This window comes from Chryseobacterium sp. B21-037 (assembly GCF_028570785.1).
In the GTDB taxonomy this organism is placed as follows: domain Bacteria; phylum Bacteroidota; class Bacteroidia; order Flavobacteriales; family Weeksellaceae; genus Chryseobacterium; species Chryseobacterium proteolyticum.
Genome location: NZ_JALGCB010000001.1, coordinates 3,001,724 through 3,022,826, shown reverse-complemented (window position 1 = coordinate 3,022,826; position 21,103 = coordinate 3,001,724). Strand labels below are relative to the sequence as shown.

At 37.6% G+C, this 21,103-nt stretch carries 10 protein-coding genes; 6 read left to right on the top strand and 4 right to left on the bottom strand.

Features of this window, described 5'->3' with window-relative positions; translation table 11 throughout:
* The first annotated feature begins 37 nt into the window (after positions 1-37).
* The 3 genes from MTQ00_RS13380 to MTQ00_RS13370 all read left to right on the top strand — a co-directional run bounded on the left by MTQ00_RS13380 (position 38) and on the right by MTQ00_RS13370 (position 12,963).
* The gene (locus MTQ00_RS13380) at positions 38-2,956 is read left to right on the top strand and encodes a reprolysin-like metallopeptidase (protein WP_273649638.1); all 2,919 of its coding nucleotides are present in this window, start codon (positions 38-40) and stop codon (positions 2,954-2,956) included.
* A 361-nt stretch (positions 2,957-3,317) separates the two neighbouring features.
* On the top strand, positions 3,318-6,338 hold the full coding sequence (locus tag MTQ00_RS13375) for a reprolysin-like metallopeptidase (RefSeq protein ID WP_273649636.1): 3,021 nt from the start codon (positions 3,318-3,320) through the stop codon (positions 6,336-6,338).
* 169 nt (positions 6,339-6,507) lie between these two features.
* Positions 6,508-12,963 (top strand): GEVED domain-containing protein, encoded by a 6,456-nt coding sequence (locus MTQ00_RS13370; RefSeq protein ID WP_273649634.1) that lies wholly within the window; start codon positions 6,508-6,510, stop codon positions 12,961-12,963.
* A 98-nt stretch (positions 12,964-13,061) separates the two neighbouring features.
* Here MTQ00_RS13370 and coaE read toward each other — a convergent pair whose 3' ends face one another.
* The 4 genes from coaE to ruvB all read right to left on the bottom strand — a co-directional run bounded on the left by coaE (position 13,062) and on the right by ruvB (position 16,304).
* Entirely contained in the window at positions 13,062-13,691 is a 630-nt protein-coding gene (gene coaE / locus MTQ00_RS13365) for a dephospho-CoA kinase (protein ID WP_172280729.1), read from the bottom strand.
* 7 nt (positions 13,692-13,698) lie between these two features.
* Positions 13,699-14,565 (bottom strand): MBL fold metallo-hydrolase, encoded by an 867-nt coding sequence (locus tag MTQ00_RS13360; protein WP_273649632.1) that lies wholly within the window; start codon positions 14,563-14,565, stop codon positions 13,699-13,701.
* A gap of 21 nt (positions 14,566-14,586) precedes the next feature.
* A complete protein-coding gene (locus tag MTQ00_RS13355; protein ID WP_273649630.1) occupies positions 14,587-15,198 on the bottom strand; it encodes an FMN-binding negative transcriptional regulator in 612 nt (203 codons plus the stop codon).
* A gap of 83 nt (positions 15,199-15,281) precedes the next feature.
* On the bottom strand, positions 15,282-16,304 hold the full coding sequence (gene ruvB, locus MTQ00_RS13350) for a Holliday junction branch migration DNA helicase RuvB (RefSeq protein ID WP_172280723.1): 1,023 nt from the start codon (positions 16,302-16,304) through the stop codon (positions 15,282-15,284).
* A gap of 148 nt (positions 16,305-16,452) precedes the next feature.
* On the opposite strand from ruvB, the gene hutI reads away from it, so the two are divergent.
* The 3 genes from hutI to MTQ00_RS13335 all read left to right on the top strand — a co-directional run bounded on the left by hutI (position 16,453) and on the right by MTQ00_RS13335 (position 21,085).
* The gene (gene hutI, locus MTQ00_RS13345; RefSeq protein ID WP_273649629.1) at positions 16,453-17,682 is read left to right on the top strand and encodes an imidazolonepropionase; all 1,230 of its coding nucleotides are present in this window, start codon (positions 16,453-16,455) and stop codon (positions 17,680-17,682) included.
* Between the two features lie 217 nt (positions 17,683-17,899).
* A complete protein-coding gene (locus MTQ00_RS13340; protein WP_273649628.1) occupies positions 17,900-19,897 on the top strand; it encodes a BCCT family transporter in 1,998 nt (665 codons plus the stop codon).
* Between the two features lie 102 nt (positions 19,898-19,999).
* Positions 20,000-21,085, top strand: a complete 1,086-nt coding sequence (locus MTQ00_RS13335) for a DUF695 domain-containing protein (protein ID WP_273649627.1) — start codon at positions 20,000-20,002, stop codon at positions 21,083-21,085.
* The last annotated feature ends 18 nt before the right edge of the window (positions 21,086-21,103 follow it).

Here is a 21,103-nt window from a genome sequence, read left to right as displayed (position 1 = left end):
TTTTTGTTTAACCAAATTTTTAAAAAGATATTAATTTATGAAAAAACTATTTTCTACTTTATTTTGTAGTTTAATTGGGGTTTCAGCTTTTGCGCAATGGACTCCAACTAAATTTGAAAGAAGTGACAAACTTGAATCCACTAATGTGAGAAATTACTATAAGCTGGATCTCGAGAAAATTAAAACACAACTTAGAGGTGCTCAGGAAATGGGTACTAATTCTAAACCGGTAGAGATTTTACTGCCTACTTTGAAAGGAAAGATCGAAAGATTTGCGGTGTATAGTTTCCCTGTAATGACAAAAGAATTTGCAGAGCAATACCAGCTGGGGTCTTATGTTGGGGTAAGCATGGATGATCCGGGTAAATATTTAAGATTTTCTGTGGCTCCTAATGATTTTCAGGCGATGATTATACAGGATGGGCAATACGAATTCATTGATGCTGTAAATGCTGATAAAACAGTATATGGTGTACATCCGAAAACAAAAAAAGAGGGAGCTTTTGTTTGTTCAACAAAAGAAAGTGCTGTTTCTCAGCAACAGATTAAAGAATTGTTGAAGGAAGGGAAATCCTTTGCCCATCAGCCTACTTCATTCTCTAAATCTTCTGATAAGAAATACAGAACGATGAGATTGGCTATGTCTGTGACCGGAGAATATACTCAGTATTTCGGAGGGGTTCCTCAGGCGCTTGCCCAGATTAATGCAACAATGACAAGGGTAAATGGTGTTTTTGAAAAAGATTTTGCTTTGCATTTAAATGTATTAAGTTATCCTGTTCTTATCTATGCAGATCCTGCAACAGACCCATATTCTCCTGCAGCTCAGATGGGGAACTGGAATTTACAGCTTCAAAATACACTGACTTCGGTGGTAGGCAATGCTAATTATGATATCGGACACTTATTTGGTGCTTCCGGAGGAGGAGGAAATGCAGGATGTATAGGATGTGTTTGTATAGATCCTACAACGGCAGAACCGGAAGGTAAAGGTTCCGGAATTACTTCACCTGCTAATAATGTTCCGCAGGGAGATTCTTTTGATATTGATTATGTTGCTCACGAAATGGGGCATCAGTTAGGTGGAAATCATACATTCTCGCACGGTCTTGAAGGAACAGGTGTCAATGTAGAGCCAGGTTCAGGGACCACTATTATGGGGTATGCCGGGATTACAGGTCCGAATACTGATGTTCAGCCTCATTCTGATGCATATTTTCATATTGCAACAATCAAACAGGTGCAGGCTAATTTAATAGCTAAAACCTGTGATGTGGAAACTACGGTTGCTAACAACCCTCCAGTAATTGCAGTTTTACCTACATATAATATTCCTAAAGGGACAGCATTCGTTTTAACAGCTTCTGCTACAGATGCTGAAAATGATCCCTTAACATATACCTGGGAAGAAATGGATAATGCAAGTGTTACCATTAATAAGAATAATCTGGGGACTACTACTACCGGAGCTTCATTCAGATCTGTAGTTCCTACGACAAGTCCTACAAGATATTTCCCTAAATTATCCTCGGTGTTATCAGGGGTTCTTAATAACTCAAATAACCAATGGGAATCTGTTTCCATGGTGCCAAGAACAACGAAATTTACAGTAACGGTAAGAGATAATAACCCTGCGGCTAATCAGCAGCAGACGCAATACGCCGATCAAACGATTATCGTGGGTAATACCGGTCCGTTTAAGGTTAATACTTTGTATCTTAACGGTGGCGGAGCTTCATCTTTAGAATGGGATGCTGCCAATACGACTGCGGCTCCTTATAGTGTTGCCAATGTGAAGATCGATTATACAACTGATAACGGGGCTACATGGACAGTGCTTGCTGCCACTACACCAAATGACGGTTCAGAAAACGTTACTTTACCTTCTGCTCTGAACGGACAAACTATTAAATTAAGAATTTCAGCAATAGGAAACGTTTTTTATGCCGTTAAATCAATCATGGTTACTACTCTTGCTCCTTGTACGAGTGCGGCACCAATTAATATTGTTGTTTCTAATATTACAGCAAATTCTGCGGATGTTGCGTGGCAGCCAGTTGTTGGAGCTACATATAAGCTTCGTTACAAGAAGGTGTCTGAAACAGTATGGACATCGGTGGATGTAACTACTCCTTATACTACATTGAATGGTTTGATAGATGGTACAGCTTATGAAGTACAGGTGGCTACTGTTTGTAGTGGTACAACAGGAACTTATTCAGCATCCACAAACTTCACAACACAAAATTTAGCATATTGTACTTCTTCTGCAAATGATTCTACATATGAGTATATTTCTAATGTAACGGTTGCTAATATAAACAATTCGTCTCTGGCAAGTTCTTATACCAACTATACAACTAACCCTGCTTTACAGATCAATTTGGTTAAAGGCAGTACTTATCCGATTTCTGTAACTATCGGTGATCCTGATACTGATGCAGTTGCAGCATGGATAGATTATAACAGAAATGGAGCGTTTGAAGACTCTGAAAAGGTTCTTAATTTCCCAGTAGCTGCTATATCTGCTCCTGTTACCGGATCATTTACAGTTCCACAGTCTGCGGTAACAGGCCAGGCTTTAAGAATGAGGGTTATCCTTCGTTATTCAACAAGTGCCGGGGCTTCATTGGGGGCGGCTAATACCTGCGGAACTTTTTCTTATGGAGAAGTTGAAGATTACAATGTGATGGTAACATCTAATCTCGGAACTTCAGAATCTTACGTCAAAAATGAAGGGATCCAGATCTATCCTAATCCGGCGAATGATGTGTTGAATATTACTAAGGTTTCCAACAAGGCAAATTTTGAGATTCATAATGCGGTTGGACAGCTTGTGAAAAGCGGTGTAATTACCAATAACCAGGTAAGGGTAGCTGAATTGTTGAAAGGAGCTTATATCATTTCAATAAAAGATAATACTATTTCAGAAAGTCTCAAGTTTATAAAAAAATAAATAATGAAAGGTGATTTTTATTTTTGAATATTATTAATAATAATCACTGAATTTGTTTAATTAATTTTATATTAAAATATTTAACCCCTATATTTTACAGTATAGGGGTTTTTGTATGGATGTTGGTTTTTTATGATTACCTGGTGATATAAAAGTCTTTTGTGTTAATTGTTGTTAAAATGATGTGTTTTGTATTTTTTTAAATATGATTTTTTATCTTTAAAAAATATGTTATTTTTTAACTAATTAATTAGTCTTTTAGTTGTATTGAGTTTATCTGTATATTTATTGTGTTTTATGTAAAATATCTCTTCTATATTTTATATTTTTGTTAAATGTGAATTTAAAAATATATTAATTTATGAAGAAATTACTTACTATTTTGTTTTGTAGTTTAGTCGGTGGTTCTGCCGTTGCACAATGGACGCCAGCTGCTGCTAAACTAGATAACAAAAAAAGAGGTGGTGATGTAAAGGCTGTGGCTGTTGCATCTTATTTCAAATTGGATTTGAACCAATTAAGATCTCAATTGAAAAACGCGCAGGAAGCTGGGCGTAATGCTAAACCGGTTGTTGTTTCTATTCCGACACTGGATGGTAAGATTAAAAACTTTAATGTTTATAGTTTTCCTGTTGTGGTGAAAGAGCTTGCTGATCAATATGAATTAGGCTCATATGTAGGAACAGCAGTTGATGATCCTTCACAAAGTATCCGATTTTCTGTTGCTCCAAATGATTTCCAATCGATGTTATTCAATAATGGAAGTTATGAATTTGTAGAACCTGTAGACAAATCAACAGGATTATACTATGTGCATCCTAAAACAGCAAAAACAGGAGATAAAGCATTTGTATGTAGTACAGCAGAAGCTCCATCTTCCGTAAAGCAAATCGATGAATTGCTTAAAAAAGGCAAATCTGCATCAAGTCAGTTAGGCTTTACTAATAAAAGTTATGATAAGAAGTATAGAACACTAAGATTAGCAATGTCTGTTACAGGAGAGTATACCCAGTATTTTGGAGGAGTACCTCAGGCTCTTGCGCAAATTAATGCTACGATAACAAGAGTAAACTTTGTTTTTGAAAAAGATTTTGCTTTGCATTTAAATGTATTAAATTATCCGGCGCTTATTTATGCCGATCCTACGTCGGATCCATATGCTACAGTAACAAATGCCAATCAACCTCCATCTTCATGGAATACGTCTCTTAGAGATATACTGGCAACTAATGTTGGACAGGCTAATTATGATATAGGACATTTATTTGGCGCTTCCGGAGGAGGAGGAAATGCTGGTTGTATTGGTTGCGTTTGCCTTAACCCTGTAGGGACTACTTATGATCCTGTAGCGGGTTATGGGAAGGGGTCTGGTATTACTTCTCCTTTAACAGGGAGTGTAAATCCTAGTGCAGCAGCTCCGCCATCAGGGGATACGTTTGATATAGATTTTGTTGCTCACGAAATGGGACATCAATTAGGGGCAACTCATACCTTTGCTCATTCTTTAGAGAGTGCAGGAACAAATATGGAGCCAGGGTCAGGGTCTACCATTATGGGATATGCTGGTATCACCGGAGCTACTACTGATGTTCAGCCGCATTCTGATCCATATTTCCATATTGTAAGTATTGACCAGATTAATGAAAACCTGATTGATAAAACTTGTGATGTAGAAACTACAATTACCAATAATCCTCCTGTGATTGCAGATATGCCGGATTATAACATCCCTAAAGGAACTGCATTTGTATTAACGGCTTCTGCTACGGATGCAGAAAACGATCCTATGACGTATGCATGGGAAGAAATTGATAATGCCTCCGTTGAGATAGATAAAGATAACCTTGGGACAACAAGTAGTGGTGCCACTTTCAGATCTGTGAATCCAACCACAAGCCCAACCCGTTATTTTCCTAAATTAGAATCTGTATTAAATGGATATTTAGATAATAGCAATAATACATGGGAATCAGTTTCACAAGTTGCAAGAACTACTAATTTTGCCGTAACCGTAAGAGATAATAATACTAATCCTGCTCAACAACAATCAGATTATAATATTCAAACAGTTGTTGTTGGGAACAATGGTCCATTTAAGGTTAATACACAATATGCCAACGTCAATACTCCTACACCAATAGAGTGGGATGTTGCAGGTACTACAGCAGCTCCTTACAGTGTAGCAAACGTTAAAATTGATTATACAACAAATAACGGGACAACATGGACTGTGCTTTCTGCCTCAACACCTAATGACGGATCAGAATCTTATACGTTCCCGACTTCATTGAACGGGCAGGTGATTAAATTGAGAATTTCTGCTATCGGAAATATTTTCTATGCTGTGAAGCCTATTACTGTTGAAGCTTTTGCTCCTTGTGATGGTACGGCTCCTACCGGAATTACTACAAGTAATATTACAATTAACGGAGCAACGATCAGCTGGACTCCGGTAGCTAATGCAACATATAATATCCGTTATAGAAAAGTAGGGCAGGCTGTTTGGCAACAAACAACTTCTACTTCTCCAATAGTAACATTAACAGGATTAACAGATGGAACAGCTTACGAAGTGCAGATATCTGCAGTTTGTTCTGGAACTCCAGGTGCATATTCAGCTTCGACAAACTTTACCACTTCAGCTGTAACTTACTGTACTTCATCAAGTACAAGTGGACAAGTTAATTATATTTCCAATGTAACGTTGGGAACAGTAAATAATACTACTGTAGGAAGTTCATACTCAAACTTTACCACTAATGCTGCATTACAACCTACTTTGTTGCCTAATAGTACTAATTCAATAAGTGTTTCCGTTACTACAACAATCAGTGGTGCTTCAGTTAATGGTATGGCTGCATGGATTGATTATAATAAGAATGGGGTTTTTGAAGCTAATGAAAGAGTTTTAAATATGCCTGTGGTAGCATTACCGGTTGGAGCTACAGTTAAGACAGGAAACTTTACGGTGCCTGCAAGTGCTATGACTAATACTCCTTTAAGAATGAGAGTTGTTACTGTTCTGATAAATCCTGCAGGTATAGGCGCTACTATTCCAGATTCTTTTGCATGTGGAGGTTTCCCGAACGGAGAAGTTGAGGATTATAATGTGATCATTGCTTCTAATTTAGGAACTTCTGATACTGCTATTAAAAATGATGGTATCCAGATATATCCTAATCCGGCAAGTGATGTGTTAAACATTACTAAAGTTTCTGATAAAGCTGCATATAAAATTTATAGTGCTGCGGGTCAGTTGGTAGACAGCGGGAATATCAATGGTGGAAAAATTAATGTTTCTGCTTTGATCAAAGGTGGCTATGTAATTACAATTGATGACAAAGGAAAAGATGTATTTACTTCCAAATTCATTAAAAAGTAAGATATTATTTTTATCAATAAAAAATCCTCAGGTAATCCTGGGGATTTTTTTATTTTGAACTTATAAAATATATTATTGTGAAATTTGTATAAAAAAAATGATTGTAGCCACAAATTAATAATGAAAAATGATTAGATTTGTGTAATTAATATAATATATTGAGAAGCTTATGAAGAAAATTTTTACTTCTTTCTTTCTTCTCTGTCTGTTTGTGGTCACCAGTGCACAATGGAGCCCGACATCTTTCAGAGGAGATAAAATCAGAGGAAGTTCTGAAATTAAGAACTATTACTCTCTAGACATTCCCTTATTAAAATCCCAACTGGCCAATGCACAGGAGACGGGCAAGAATGCCAGACCTGTAACAATTTCATTGCCAACCATGGATGGGAAAATTGAAAGGTTTGCCGTTTACAGCTTTCCGGTTGTTGTAAAAGAACTGGCAGACGAGTATCAACTTGGATCTTATGTCGGAGTCGGAATCGATGATCCGGGTAAGTATCTGAGGTTCAGTTTGGCGCCGAATGATTTTCAGTCTATGATCATCAAAAACGGGATCGCTGAATTTGTAGAACCTTTAAATAGAGAAAAGACAGTTTACGGTGTGCATCCGAAAACTGATAAGAGCAAAGAAGGTTTTCTATGCTCTATGAATGAAAGCCTTTTGGATAAGGAAGAGATCAACAAACTTTATCAGAAGGGATCTGCATTTAGCAATCAGACCACTAATTTTGCGAAGTCTTCAGATAAGAAGTACAGAACGATGAGATTGGTAATGTCTGTAACAGGAGAGTATACCCAGTTTCATGGAGGAACAGTTCCTGGGGCGATGGCGGCTATTAATGCAACGCTTACCCGGGTAAATGGTGTATTTGAAAAAGATTTTGCATTACACTTAAATTTACAGAACTTTCCGGGTGTAATTTATACCAACCCGGCAACCGACCCCTATTCTCCGGCTGCTGCAGGAGCTGGAGGTGCATGGAATCTAGAATTGCAAAATACTTTAACGGCTAATGTAGGTAATGCCAATTACGATATAGGGCATTTATTTGGTGCTTCCGGAGGTGGAGGTAATGCAGGATGTATCGGATGCGTTTGCGTAGATCCAACTACAGGAGTTCCGAAAGGAAAAGGATCTGGATATACATCGCCAGCAGATGGGATTCCACAAGGAGATAATTTTGATATTGATTATGTTGCCCATGAAATGGGTCATCAGTTAGGAGCAAACCATACATTTTCTCACGGTCTTGAAGGAACAGGGGTGAATATGGAACCCGGTTCTGGATCCACAATTATGGGGTATGCAGGAATTACCGGAGCTAATACCGATGTTCAGCCTCACTCAGATGATTATTTTCATATCGCCAGTATCAAGCAGGTACAGGCTAACCTAATTTCTAAAACCTGTGATGTTGAAACTACAGTTGCCAACAATCCACCTGTGATTTCTGCATTACCAACTTATAATATTCCTAAAGGAACAGCATTCGTATTAACAGCTTCTGCCACCGATGCGGAAAATGATCCAATGACCTATACCTGGGAAGAAGTGGATAATGCAAGCGTTACTATTAACAAGAATAATTTAGGAACAACAACTTCAGGTGCAACCTTTAGATCGGTATTGCCAACGACAAGTCCAACAAGATATTTTCCTAAATTATCTTCTGTGCTTGCCGGAGTTCTTAACAATTCGAATAATGGATGGGAATCTGTTTCTAATGTTGCGAGAACAACCAAGTTCTCTGTAACAGTAAGAGATAATAGTCCCATTGCGAATCAACAGCAGACACAGTTTGCTGAACAAACAATTATCGTAGGTAGTGCAGGACCTTTCAAGGTTACAACAGCAACAGCTTATAATAACGGACCAAGCACTGTAACCTGGGATGTGGTAAATACCACAGCTGCTCCTTACAGTGTTGCTAATGTTAAAATAGATTACACTACGGACAATGGAGTTACCTGGAATGTTTTGGCGCCATCTACTCCTAATGATGGAAGTGAAAGCTTAACTTTTGGAGCTTTAACATTAGGGTCTACCGTGAAAATCAGAGTAAGTGCGATCGGAAATGTATTTTATGCCATTGGCAGTGCTACAGTAGCGAGTTTAGCTGCATGTACTGGAGCTGCGCCGACTGGTATTACAGTTTCTGCAGTTACTCAGACTCAGGCTACTGTTTCCTGGGCAGCTTCTGCCGGAGCAACTTACGTTGTTCAGTATCGTCCTGTTGGAAGTGCAACATGGATTACAGTAAATGCAACGACCAATACTACAGTATTAACAGGTCTTACGGATGGAATTCAATACGAAGTTCAGGTTGCTAATGTATGTTCAGGAACGCAGGGTACTTTCTCTGCCTCTGTTAACTTTACAACACCGGGACTAAACTACTGTCAGATGCAGTCAAGCAATTCTAATGATGAGTATATTGCTAATGTTACAGTAACACCTACGGGGGCTGCCGTAATGAGTAATACTTCTTTAGGAACTACCTATACTGATTACACGACGACACCAAGTGCTTTGGTAAATCTTGTGATCGGGTCTGCTAACAATACAATTTCTGTTTCGAAAGGGTGGACGGGTAGTACATATAGTGAAGCTGTGAATGTATGGATTGACTTTAACCGAAACGGAATTTTTGAAACAAATGAACAGGTAATGACTTCTCCGGCAAGTACAACTACCCCGGTTACAGCTACATTCCCAGTTCCTGCCAATGCATATAATGGACCTTCTACAACAAGAATGAGAGTGGCTCTAAGCTTTAGCTCACCTTCTGTGATGTGTCAGAACTTTACTTATGGAGAAGTAGAAGATTATGCTGTGAAATTAATTCAGCCTATACCTTGTACAAGTAATGCTCCATTGAACTTAAGCGTAACAAATATTACGGCTACATCAGCTTACGTAATGTGGGATCCAGCTGTAGGAGCAACCTATATACTTGAATACAGAGCTGTTGGCGCAACCGCATGGATACCTGTTCCATTAACAACCAGTGCTTATACGATTACAGGTTTAACAGAATCTTCACAGTATGAAGTTCGTGTGGCATATATTTGTTCCGGGACTACTGGAACATTTACAGCTCCTGTTCAGTTCAGTACTCCGGCGGTTAACTACTGTACAGTAACAGGTAACAGTACCAACGGATATATTTCAAATGTTAAGATGACTCCGACCAATTCATATATTATGAATAATGATTCCGGAGCAAACTCTTATACTGATTATTCCGTTGATCCAACTAAATTGATTACGTTAGTACGTGGATCTGCAAATAATGCAATTTCTGTGAGCAAATCATGGATCACACCAAGTACATTCCCTCCATCTCTGGCTGTCGGAGCATGGATCGATTTTAACAGAAACGGAATTTTTGAAAACAATGAAAGGGTAATCAACAGTACAACGAGTACTACAACTCCGATTACGGCAACATATACGGTTCCAAACACATCGTATAATGGTCCGCTTACCCTTAGAATGAGAGTCATCATTTCTTCATCAAATATCAATGATCCATGTGTCAATGTTACTAATGGTGAAGTAGAGGATTATGCTGTTAAAATTGTAGACCTACAACCATGTTCTACAGCTGCGCCTTCGCCAATTTCTGTAACAGGTGTTAGTGCATCTACTGCGACGGTTTCCTGGTTAAACTCTACAGGTGCTACTTATGTATTAAGATATAAGGCTACAGCAGCAGCAGCCTGGACAACAGTTAATCCTGTTCCGGCGCCTGGAAATACCTATACGATCCTTAACTTAAATGCAACCACTGCTTATGAAGTGCAGGTGGCAACCATTTGTGGAGGAACTCAGGGACCTTGGTCTACATCTGTGAATTTCACAACACTGGCCGTTAGTTACTGTAACTCCGGTACTGCGACTGTAGGTGACGGATATATAAATAATGTAACCGTTACTCCAACGAATTCGATTATGATGATCAATAATTCTGGAGCAACGACGTATACAGATTATTCTACTGACCCTACTAAACTTATTACATTTGTTCGCGGTTCTACCGGAAATAATATTTCTATTGGTAGAGTGATCTTATCAAGTACGTATGCTACATCAGTATGGATTGATTATAACGGAGACGGCGTGTTTGATAATGGTACGGAGAGAGTAATGAATCTTGGATATTCCAGTACTACTCCTGTGACTGCTACTTTCACGGTTCCTGCTAATGCATATACAGGAACGAACATTGTCAAAATGCGTGTTATCGTATACTATAATACAATTGATAATGCATGTCAGAACTTAACAAGTAATGGTGAAGTAGAAGATTATGCAGTTAAATTTGTAGACATTCAACCATGTACGACAGCTCCTCCAAGCAATATTACAGTATCCAACATTACTGCGACTACTGCTAATGTTTCCTGGTTAGCATCTACGGGGGCTACTTATGTATTAAGATGGAGATTAGGGGCTACAGGAGCATGGACAACAATTGATCCTGTACTTGCACCTGGAAATAGCTACACAATTACTGGTCTTACCGAATTAACCGGATATCAGGTACAGGTTGCCACAAGATGTAGTGGTACATTAGGTGCCTTCTCTGCTTCAATTCCATTTACAACGACTGCTATCAGTTATTGTAACATGACAGGAACAGGAACCAATGATTATATAGCTAATGTAACAGTGACTTCTGTAAATCCGGGAATTGCTCCAATGAGTAATACCTCATTACAGACAAACTATATCAGTTATACTACACCAGCTACGTTGATTAACCTTGAGCTTGGCTCAACGGGAAATAAAATCGCCGTAACTAAAGGATGGGCAGGAGCAACCAACAGTGATGCTGTAAGTGCCTGGATCGACTTTAACCGAAATGGGGTATTCGAGACAAATGAACAAATCATGGCAGTAGCTTCCAATTCAACAAGTACTGTTAATGCATTGTTCAATGTTCCGTCTACTGCATACAGCGGACCTCTTACAACAACAATGAGAGTGGTGCTAAAACGTTCTAGTTCTCCTGTAATGTGTCAGGTAGCTGTGAATGGTGAAGTGGAAGATTATGCAGTGAGAATAAGACCATGTGCAACAGGTACACCTACAAATCTTGCGTTTAATACGATTACCCATACTTCAGCAATAGTAAACTGGACTGGTGTAACCAATGGGCTTACCTATATTTTACAGTACAGACCTTTAGGATCTACTGCGTGGACGAGTATTAACGTTTCTACTCTTCTTGGTAACCCTCCAATTCAGTTAACAGGTTTAACTCCTGCTACTACTTATGAGGTGCAGGTTGCTGCAAGCTGTGGTACAACACCAGGTACATTTACCGCGATTAAAACATTCTCTACCAGATGTGATCCTACGCCTCCTACTGTAACAATCAGTAACGTAACAACAAACTCTGCATTAGTAACATGGGCACCAATTGCGCCAAGTTCAACGTATGTATTAAGATACAGAGTCGTGGGAACAACCACGTGGGTGGATGTAACTGTGCCGGTAACACCTGGGAACTCTTATCAGTTGACAGGATTAAGCCCTTACACTACTTATGAGGTTCAGGTGGCTAACAAGTGTGTGGGTGAGACTACAATCAATCCATATTCAAATCCTAAAGTATTTACTACAGAAAGGACATGTGAATTACCACCTCCGGGCTTAACCATCACTAACCTGACTCCTACAACAGCTGTTGTCGTTTGGGATCCATTCCCGGGAGCTACTTATATCTTAAGATACAGAAAAGTAGGTATTCCGAGCTGGACAACGGTTCCGGTGGCTACCAATACACTTACCCTTACGGGATTAACAGAGCTGACGAAATACGAATTACAGGTTGCTAATATTTGTAGCGGTACTCCTGGTACGTATACACAACCATACTTCTTTACAACACCTACCGTTATTTATTGTCAGATGTCGTCTGGAAGTTCTGTGAGTGAATACATTTCAAACGTTACGGTAAAACCTACTGGTAAACCGCAAATGTCAAATGATTCAAATGCTCAGAATTATTCAGACTTTACCGGAGATCCTACCAAGTTTATTGAATTGATTCAGGGATCTACTGGTAATGAGATTTCAATTGCTAAATCATGGACAGGAACAACGAATAATGAAGGTATTGCCGTATGGATAGATTTCGACAGAAGTGGAACATTTGATCCTAATGAAAGAATCCTTGTGTCTTCGCCTAACTCAACAACCCCTGTTAAAGGAACGTTCAGTGTACCGGCGGATGCATTCATCAGCATGACGGATTTTAAATATGTTGTGATGAGAGTTGCCATGCAGAAAGATGCGATTCCTGTGAATTGTATAAGTTTTGCAAACGGAGAAGTTGAAGATTATACCGTAAGAATTTCTAAGCAGGCAGTACCTAATCCTGTTAACCAGACTGAAATTCTGATCTATCCTAATCCGGTAAGCAGTATATTGTATGTGAAAAATATTAGCAAGAAAGCTAATTATAAGCTATACAACGCAGCAGGTCAGCTTGTTTCCGGAGGAATTATACTCAATAATAAGATTGATGTAAGCGGATTGATAAATGGAGTATATGTTATCGATATCGATGATGTTCAGGGCACAGCTCAGAAGAAGTTTATCAAAGAATAATTAAATTATTTACTATTAAAAAATGAGCTCTCAGAAATGAGAGCTTATTTTTTTACATAAAAAACTCGTTAGAATTATTTTCTAACGAGCTCTTTTTTTTATTCTATTTCGAAGATGGTGCGTTCTGTCCGCTCTTTTAAATCTTCTAAATTAGTGTCATTATAGATGATATAATCAGCAAGCCTTATTTTCTCTTTTTCGGGCATTTGCCGCTCCATAATAGCCTGTACTTCGCGATAGGTTTTGTTGTCCCTGTCCATTACCCTTTTTATTCTTATGTTGTCTTGTGCAGTTACTAAAAGTGATTTGTAGCACTGCAGATTAAGCTTTAATTCAAATAATAAGGCAGTTTCCTTAAAAACTAAATATTTTGACTGTTCTTTTACCCATTGTTCAAAATCAATTCGTACAGCGGGGTGTATGATTTCATTTAATTTTTGCAGTAGATCCGAATTATTAAAAACTTTGTCTGCAACATATTTCCGGTCATAAAGGCCGGTATTATCATAAGACTGTGCTCCTAAGAGCTCTTTAATCTTTTCTTTTAGGGTATCATTGTCATTGACAATGGTTTTTGCTCTGTCGTCAGAGTAATAAACCGGAAATCCGCATTCTTCAATAAAATGGGCTACCGTTGTTTTTCCTGAACCTATTCCACCAGTAAGGCCAATGATCTTGGGTGCTGGTTCCGGTTCTGCTTTTTGTGTTTCTGAATTCAATTCTTCCATACTTCAATTAATATCCGAAAACGTCATTAAAACTGTGAACTTCATCAAGCCTTACTCCTTTATCTGTCATTTTCAGACTGGCCAGCTCATTATGTGCGTCATGCTCGAAAAACAATAAATATTCGTTATCGACACATTGCTTTAAAAATTTTCCTTTTTCCTCCATTGTCAAGAGAGGTCTTGTATCATATCCCATCACATAAACCTGGTTGATATGTCCGGCTGTAGGGATAAGGTCTGCAGCAAAAACGATTGTTTTTTCCTGATATTGAATTACAGGAAGCATTTGCTTTTCGGTATGTCCGTCAACAAAAATAACATCCATTTTCAAGTCCGGGGCGAAACCATAGTTTCCTGTCGTTGGTAGTGGTAAAAAATTCAGTTGACCACTTTCCTGCATAGGAATGATATTTTCTTTTAAAAAACTTGCTTTTTCTCGCGGATTAGGCTCAGTAGCCCATTGCCAGTGGTTTTCATTGGTCCAGAAATGAGCATTTTTAAAAGCCGGTCTGTACCCCGTTTTATCGTTATTCCATTCGATGGCTCCTCCACAGTGGTCAAAATGAAGATGGGTAAGAAAAACATCAGTAATGTCTTCCTTTACAAAGCCATATTTTTTAAGGTTTTTATCTAAATTATCATCTCCCCAAAGAGAATAATGTCCGAAAAATTTCTCATCCTGTTTATTTCCCAGACCGCAATCCACTAAAATCAGTTTCTTACCATCTTCAATAAGCAAAGATCGAGTTCCCAGTTCTATCAGGTTTCTTTCGTCTGCAGGATTGGTTTTTTCCCACAGACTCTTTGGGACGACTCCGAACATAGCGCCGCCGTCCAGCTTAAATTTTCCACATTGTATTGGATATAGCTTCATATAATATTATGTTTTATGTATTTAATTTTTGTTAAGTTTCATTTTTTCAGCAATCTTTTTTCCCTGCTCATCCGAATTTTCAAGATGGGAAATAATATTTTGATAATCTTTTTCTTTCCTGTTTTGGGAAAGTTTTTGTTTAATAAAGATCTCCGTTGGTATTACTTTTATTCCAAATGCTCCTTTCATTTCTTTTTCTACAAAATCTTTACCCATATCCTTTACCAGTACAGGGCATTTTTGAAACTTTTCATACTTATTGGTTAACTTTTCCAGATGCGCGTAAAGTTCTTCATTATTCATAAGTTCTACTTTACCATGAATTTGTACAGCTTCATAATTCCATGTTGAAACATTGATATGATCATACCAGCTACTGGAAATATAAGTGTGTGCTCCTAAAAAGTCACATAATACCTCATCTCCTTTTTTCAGTGTTTTTGCCTGTGGATTGGCTTTGGAAATATGAGTTTCAATATAAATGTGATCCGGATCATCCTCATTAAGCATCATCATGGAATGAGTGGCCCGTATCTTGTCGACTGAAGAGATAAGTAAAGCGAAAGCATTGTCTCTAATGATTTCACGCATTACATTATAATCCTCACTTCTGTATAGCTTCGGTATAAACATTAATTAATAACTCTTTATATTTCTTATCATAAGGCTAAAAGATCAACACCTTTATCAGCTCGATTATATTTTAAATAACAAGCCTAAAAAAGCTCCCCCGGATTTTTAGGTATCGGAATCTGCAAGTGTTTATAGGCTTTTTCTGTCACCTCTCTTCCCCTTGGGGTACGGATAATAAATCCTTCCTGAATTAAGAAAGGCTCATAAACCTCTTCCAATGTCTCCGGGTTTTCAGCGATAGAGGTTGCCAGTGCTGAAATACCTACAGGTTTTCCTTTAAAATTTTCAATCATGACACGCATGATCTTGTTATCCATTTCATCCAACCCAAATTCATCAACATTCAGAGAATTGAGCGCATATTTTGTGATATTGATCTCTATTTCTCCATTACCTTTTATTTCTGCAAAATCTCGTACCCTTCGCAATAAAGCATTGGCAATTCTGGGAGTTCCGCGGCTTCTTCTTGCAATTTCAATGGCTGCATCCTCGTAAATTTTTACTCCAAGAACTCTGGAACTTCTTATGATGATCATGGATAAAAGTTCTATGGTATAATATTCAAGCCTGCTTTGGATACCGAATCTCGCCAACATGGGTTTGGTAAGCATTCCGCTTCTTGTAGTTGCTCCAACCAGTGTAAAAGGATTGAGCCCGATCTGTACACTCCTTGCATTAGGACCTGTTTCCAGCATAATATCAATCTTATAATCTTCCATCGCAGAATAAAGATATTCTTCCACAACAGGTGATAGACGGTGGATCTCATCAATAAAGAGAACGTCATTTTCTTCCAGATTGGTTAAAAGGCCGGCCAGACTTCCCGGTTTATCAAGAACTGGACCTGATGTTATTTTACAATTCACACCCAATTCATTCGCAATGATGTTCGCTAAAGTTGTTTTTCCAAGTCCCGGAGGCCCGTGAAGAAGAACATGGTCAAGGGCTCCGCCTCGCTTTTTAGCCGCAGTTACAAATACTTCAAGATTTTCCAACGTCTTTCTCTGTCCCGCAAAATCCTTAAAACTCTGGGGACGAATCTGTTCTTCCTGCATGAGCTCTTCATGAGAAAAGTTTTCCTTATCTGGATGTAAAAAATCAGGCATTAATTCATTTCATTTACCTCAAAGATAGGGATTTTAGACTTAGGTTGGGGAAAAGGTTATGCTAAAAAATCAAGGTTAAAAGATATTTTTTAAGTATTTTTGGAATGGAAATTTAAATCCCAATACAATATTTTCTGACCATTTACTTATGAAATTAATAGGACCATTTAAGCAAATCATTACACTCGCTAATCTTTCACTGAGAGGAAAATTATCTGATCAACAACTTGAAATTATAGTTGACGGAGGTATTTTGATTGAAGGTGAAACCATTCAGAAAGTTGGAAATTTCGAAGAATTAAGATCTGAATATCCCAATGTAACAATTGAAGAGGTTGAAGGTGAACAGATCGTGCTTCCTGCTTTCATAGATTCCCATACTCACATCTGCTTTGGAGGAAACAGAGCAAATGATTTTGCCATGAGAAATGCAGGAAAAACTTATCTTGAAATTGCTGAAAGCGGAGGAGGCATCTGGAGTTCTGTACAACATACAAGAAATGCGTCAGAAGAAGAGTTGCTTAAAACTTTATCAGAAAGGATCAATTTTCTTATTTCATTGGGAATTACAACCATTGAAGTAAAAAGCGGCTATGGTCTGGATGTGGAAAATGAGCTCAAGATGCTGAGAATAATAAAAAAAGCACAAACCCTAACCACAGCCACATTAATTCCTACCTGTCTTTCCGCACATTTGAAGCCGAAAGATTTTGAGGGAGATAATAAATCTTATTTAGATTTTATTATCGCAGAAATTTTGCCTAAAGTAAAAGAAGAAGGACTTGCTAAGAGAGTTGATATTTTTATTGAAAAGTCAGCATTCCAACCGGAAGAAAGTAAGGATTTTTTATTAAGAACTAAAGAGCTCGGTTTTGAAATAACTGTTCATGCAGATCAATTTACTCCCGGAAGTTCAAGGATTGCAGTAGAAGTAGGAGCACAGTCTGCGGACCATTTAGAGGCAACAATTGATGACGACATCATATTTCTTGCTCATTCCAATACAGTGGCCACAGCACTGCCCGGAGCGAGTTTAGGACTGGGAGAGAAGTTCACTCCGGCACGAAAGTTGTTGGATGCAGGAGCTATTCTTGCAATAGCCAGTGACTGGAACCCGGGTTCCGCACCAATGGGTAACTTGATTACCCAGGCTTCCATTTTAGCAACATACGAAAAGTTAACGACCGCTGAAGTTTTAGCAGGTATTACATTTCGTTCGGCATATGCTCTGGGATTAGAAGACAGGGGAAGGTTAGAAAAGGGATTAAAAGCGGATTTTGTAACTTTTAAAACCGATAATTTTCAAAACGTATTATATAATCAGGGAAGTTTAACCGCTGAAAATATTTATATCAATGGGGAAAAGTGGAAAGTGTAATATAAAGTACCTTTTCTCCCGTTTATCTTATTATAAGTTTCCTTAATATGCTCCTGTTATTTTTCCATGGGTGAAAAGTAATTCTGTAGTTCCTAAGTGTACTGATAAAGAAAGATCATATTATTTTTCTTACTTTTTGAATGCTTTTGTTGCGGCTATGCCTGAATAATGTATCAATAATTTAATTTGAAAAATAGATATGATGAAATTCCGAAGTATGCAATCAACATTTAATAAAGGAGTAACAATTCCAAGTCTTATTTTTATTATAGGAACTTGTTTTCTGTCAGCTATTTACCCGAAATCTACAGAAAGTATCTTAAATGAAATTAAGGAATTCATTTTTGTTAACCTGAATTGGGTTTACGTTTGGGCAGTCACCATCTTTGTGATTTTTCTTGTGTACCTTATGTTTAGTAAATATGCTAATATAAAACTGGGAGCCAATGACAGCAAGCCGGAGTATTCTCTGTTTTCATGGATTTCGATGCTGTTCGCTGCAGGGATGGGGATTGGTTTAATATATTTTAGTGTAGCGGAACCTATGCAGCATTACTCCTCTGAAGTTTTTGGTAATAACCATTATGTAAACAGGGCGAAACAGGCACAGCTTTATACCTTTTTTCATTGGGGAATCCACGCGTGGGCTATTTATGGGATTGTAGGATTATCACTTTCTTATTTTGCTTATCGATACAGGTTGCCACTATCTCTGAGAAGTTGTTTTTATCCTTTGCTTAAAGATAGAATCAATGGAAAATGGGGAAACGTTATTGATATTTTTGCCCTTTGCTGTACCTTTTTTGGAATTACCACCACATTAGGCTTTGGGGTCGTCCAGATCAATTCCGGCTTACACATATTGGGAGCAATCCCGGAAAATAAATTCATATACCAGATCATTATTGTTTTCATTCTCATTTCTCTGTCGGTTTTTTCGGCGATCAGCGGGGTAAACAAAGGTGTTAAGATATTGAGTAATATCAATGTCATCAGTGTAATTGTTCTTCTGTTGTTTGTGCTGATATTAGGACCAACCGTTTACTTGATCGGAAGCTTTACCGAAGGTTTGGGAAATTATATCAATAATTTTTTCGATCTTACTTTTAGTACCCATGTTTACGAAAAAGATACACTGCCATGGTTTTATGACTGGACGATTCTATATTGGGCGTGGTGGATTTCATGGTCCCCTTATGTAGGATTGTTTATTGCTAGAATCTCAAAAGGAAGAACCATTAAAGAATTTATTCTGGCTGTTTTAATACTGCCTACATTATTTAATTTTATATGGATGTCCGTTTTTGGGAACAGTGCTATTTGGTTTGATTTCAATATCGCGCATGGTAAATTGAGCCAATTTGCATCTGATCCTGATGCTTTAATGTTTCGTTTTCTCGAATACATGCCTTTATCTACGATTACAAGCTTCTTCGTCATCGTTATCATTATAATCTTTTTTGTGACTTCAGCAGATTCAGGAATATTTGTAATGAATAGTATCGCAACCAAAAATGCGCAGAAATCTCCAAAATGGCAATTAATATTCTGGGGGCTTTTGCTAGCTGTACTGTCACTATTATTGCTTAATGTAGGAGGCCTGAAAGCACTCCAGAGTATGACATTAATCACAGCCCTGCCATTTTCAATTATTGTACTTTTATTCATTGTAAGCTTAATGAAGGCGCTGATCATCGATCAGAAATATTATGACAGGAACTTTTCGGCTTCTGCAGTTCCATGGTCCGGTGAATTCTGGAAAGAACGTTTGAAGCGTATTGTTTCCTTTAAGGACAACTCATCCGTGGATAGCTTTATCCATACCACAGTGAAAGAAGGGTTTCTGGAGCTGCAGAAAGAATTTGCAGATAATGGGATTGAAGTGAAGATGAATTACGGCGATAATCCTACAAAAATAGAAATAGAAATTCATCATGGAGTTGTTAATAACTTTATTTATGGAATTAAAAACCAGGAAAAGACGGTATCAGAATATATTATCCATGAGGAAAATCTTCCGGACCTGGAACATAATACCACCCATTATCCGAAATCATATTTTGGTGATGCAAGAGAAGGTTATGATGTACAATATTTTACTAAAAATGAATTGATCTCCGATGTTCTGAAACATTATGAGAGGTTTCTGGAGATTGTATCGGAAGAAAAGAATGAAATGTTTATCAGCAGCAATGCCAATCAGAATAAAGTATAAAAAGAAACATCGTGTAATTGATTAAAAGGAGTTTGAGTATATGCACAATATTATATAGTTTTACCGGACAAAACTCTATTGATGAAAATAAAATAAAACAGTATGGGATTCTTCGGTAAGGAAATAAGAAATATCGGTAATGCGACCAGGAATTACAATGATTTTTGGGATTGGTTTCTGACTAAGGAAAAGGATTTTTATGAAATTATAAAAAATCATGATCATATTGAAAGTGGTTTTTTCGATATTATTTCTCCCAGACTTAAACAGATTAATCAGGGATATTACTTTCTCGTTGGGATGTACGATGACTCTACTTTAGAACTCATTATTACCGTAGATGGCGAAATTAAAAATATTGTTTTTGCAGAAGAAATTGTTGAAGCTTCTCCTGTTTTGAAGCGTTGGAAATTTACCGCTTTAAAACCTGAGATGAATGCTGCTCACGGAATTCAAATGGACGGCCTAGAGTTTACCGGTGAAAACATTTTATTTTATCCGAATGAAAGCGAGGGGTATCCTGATGAAATAGACATTACCTTTGTATATGAAGGTTTAATGCCAGAGAATAAAGAATCCGTTGTAAAAGGGATTTGTGTTTTTCTGGATAATTTTTTAGGCGAATTGAATTTTGCGACACAGATTGACACATTTAATATTATAAGTAAGGAAGAAGCGAAAAAAGAACTGATTCCAGTCATTAAATTAAAAGATTTCCTTGCATGGAGGGAGAGAGAGTTTACAGAAAAATATAAAAATGTAAAGAACATTGATGATGAAGAACAGTTTTCGGTGTTGGAAGCAAGTTTGCAAAACGGGTTGCCACTTATTGCTACAGTGAACACATCACTGTTGACCTATGATGCCAAAGCTTCCTATCCATGGATTTCAGTGATAAGAATGCAATATGAAGGAAGAAGCAATAACGGACTTCCGGAAAATGATGATCATGAAAGGCTGAATGAGATTGAAGAAAAAATTATAAATAAATTAAAAGTAGAGGAAGGACATTTGTATATAGGGCACGAAAGTGCAGATAATCTCAGAGAATGCTATTTTGCAAGCAAAGATTTCCGCGACCCTTCCAGAGTTATTCCGAAAGTAATTGCTGAGCATCCCGAATACGAAATTTCTCTTGAAATTTATAAAGACAAATACTGGCAAAGTTTTGAACGTTACACTATATAAATTAAAAAATTAAATAAA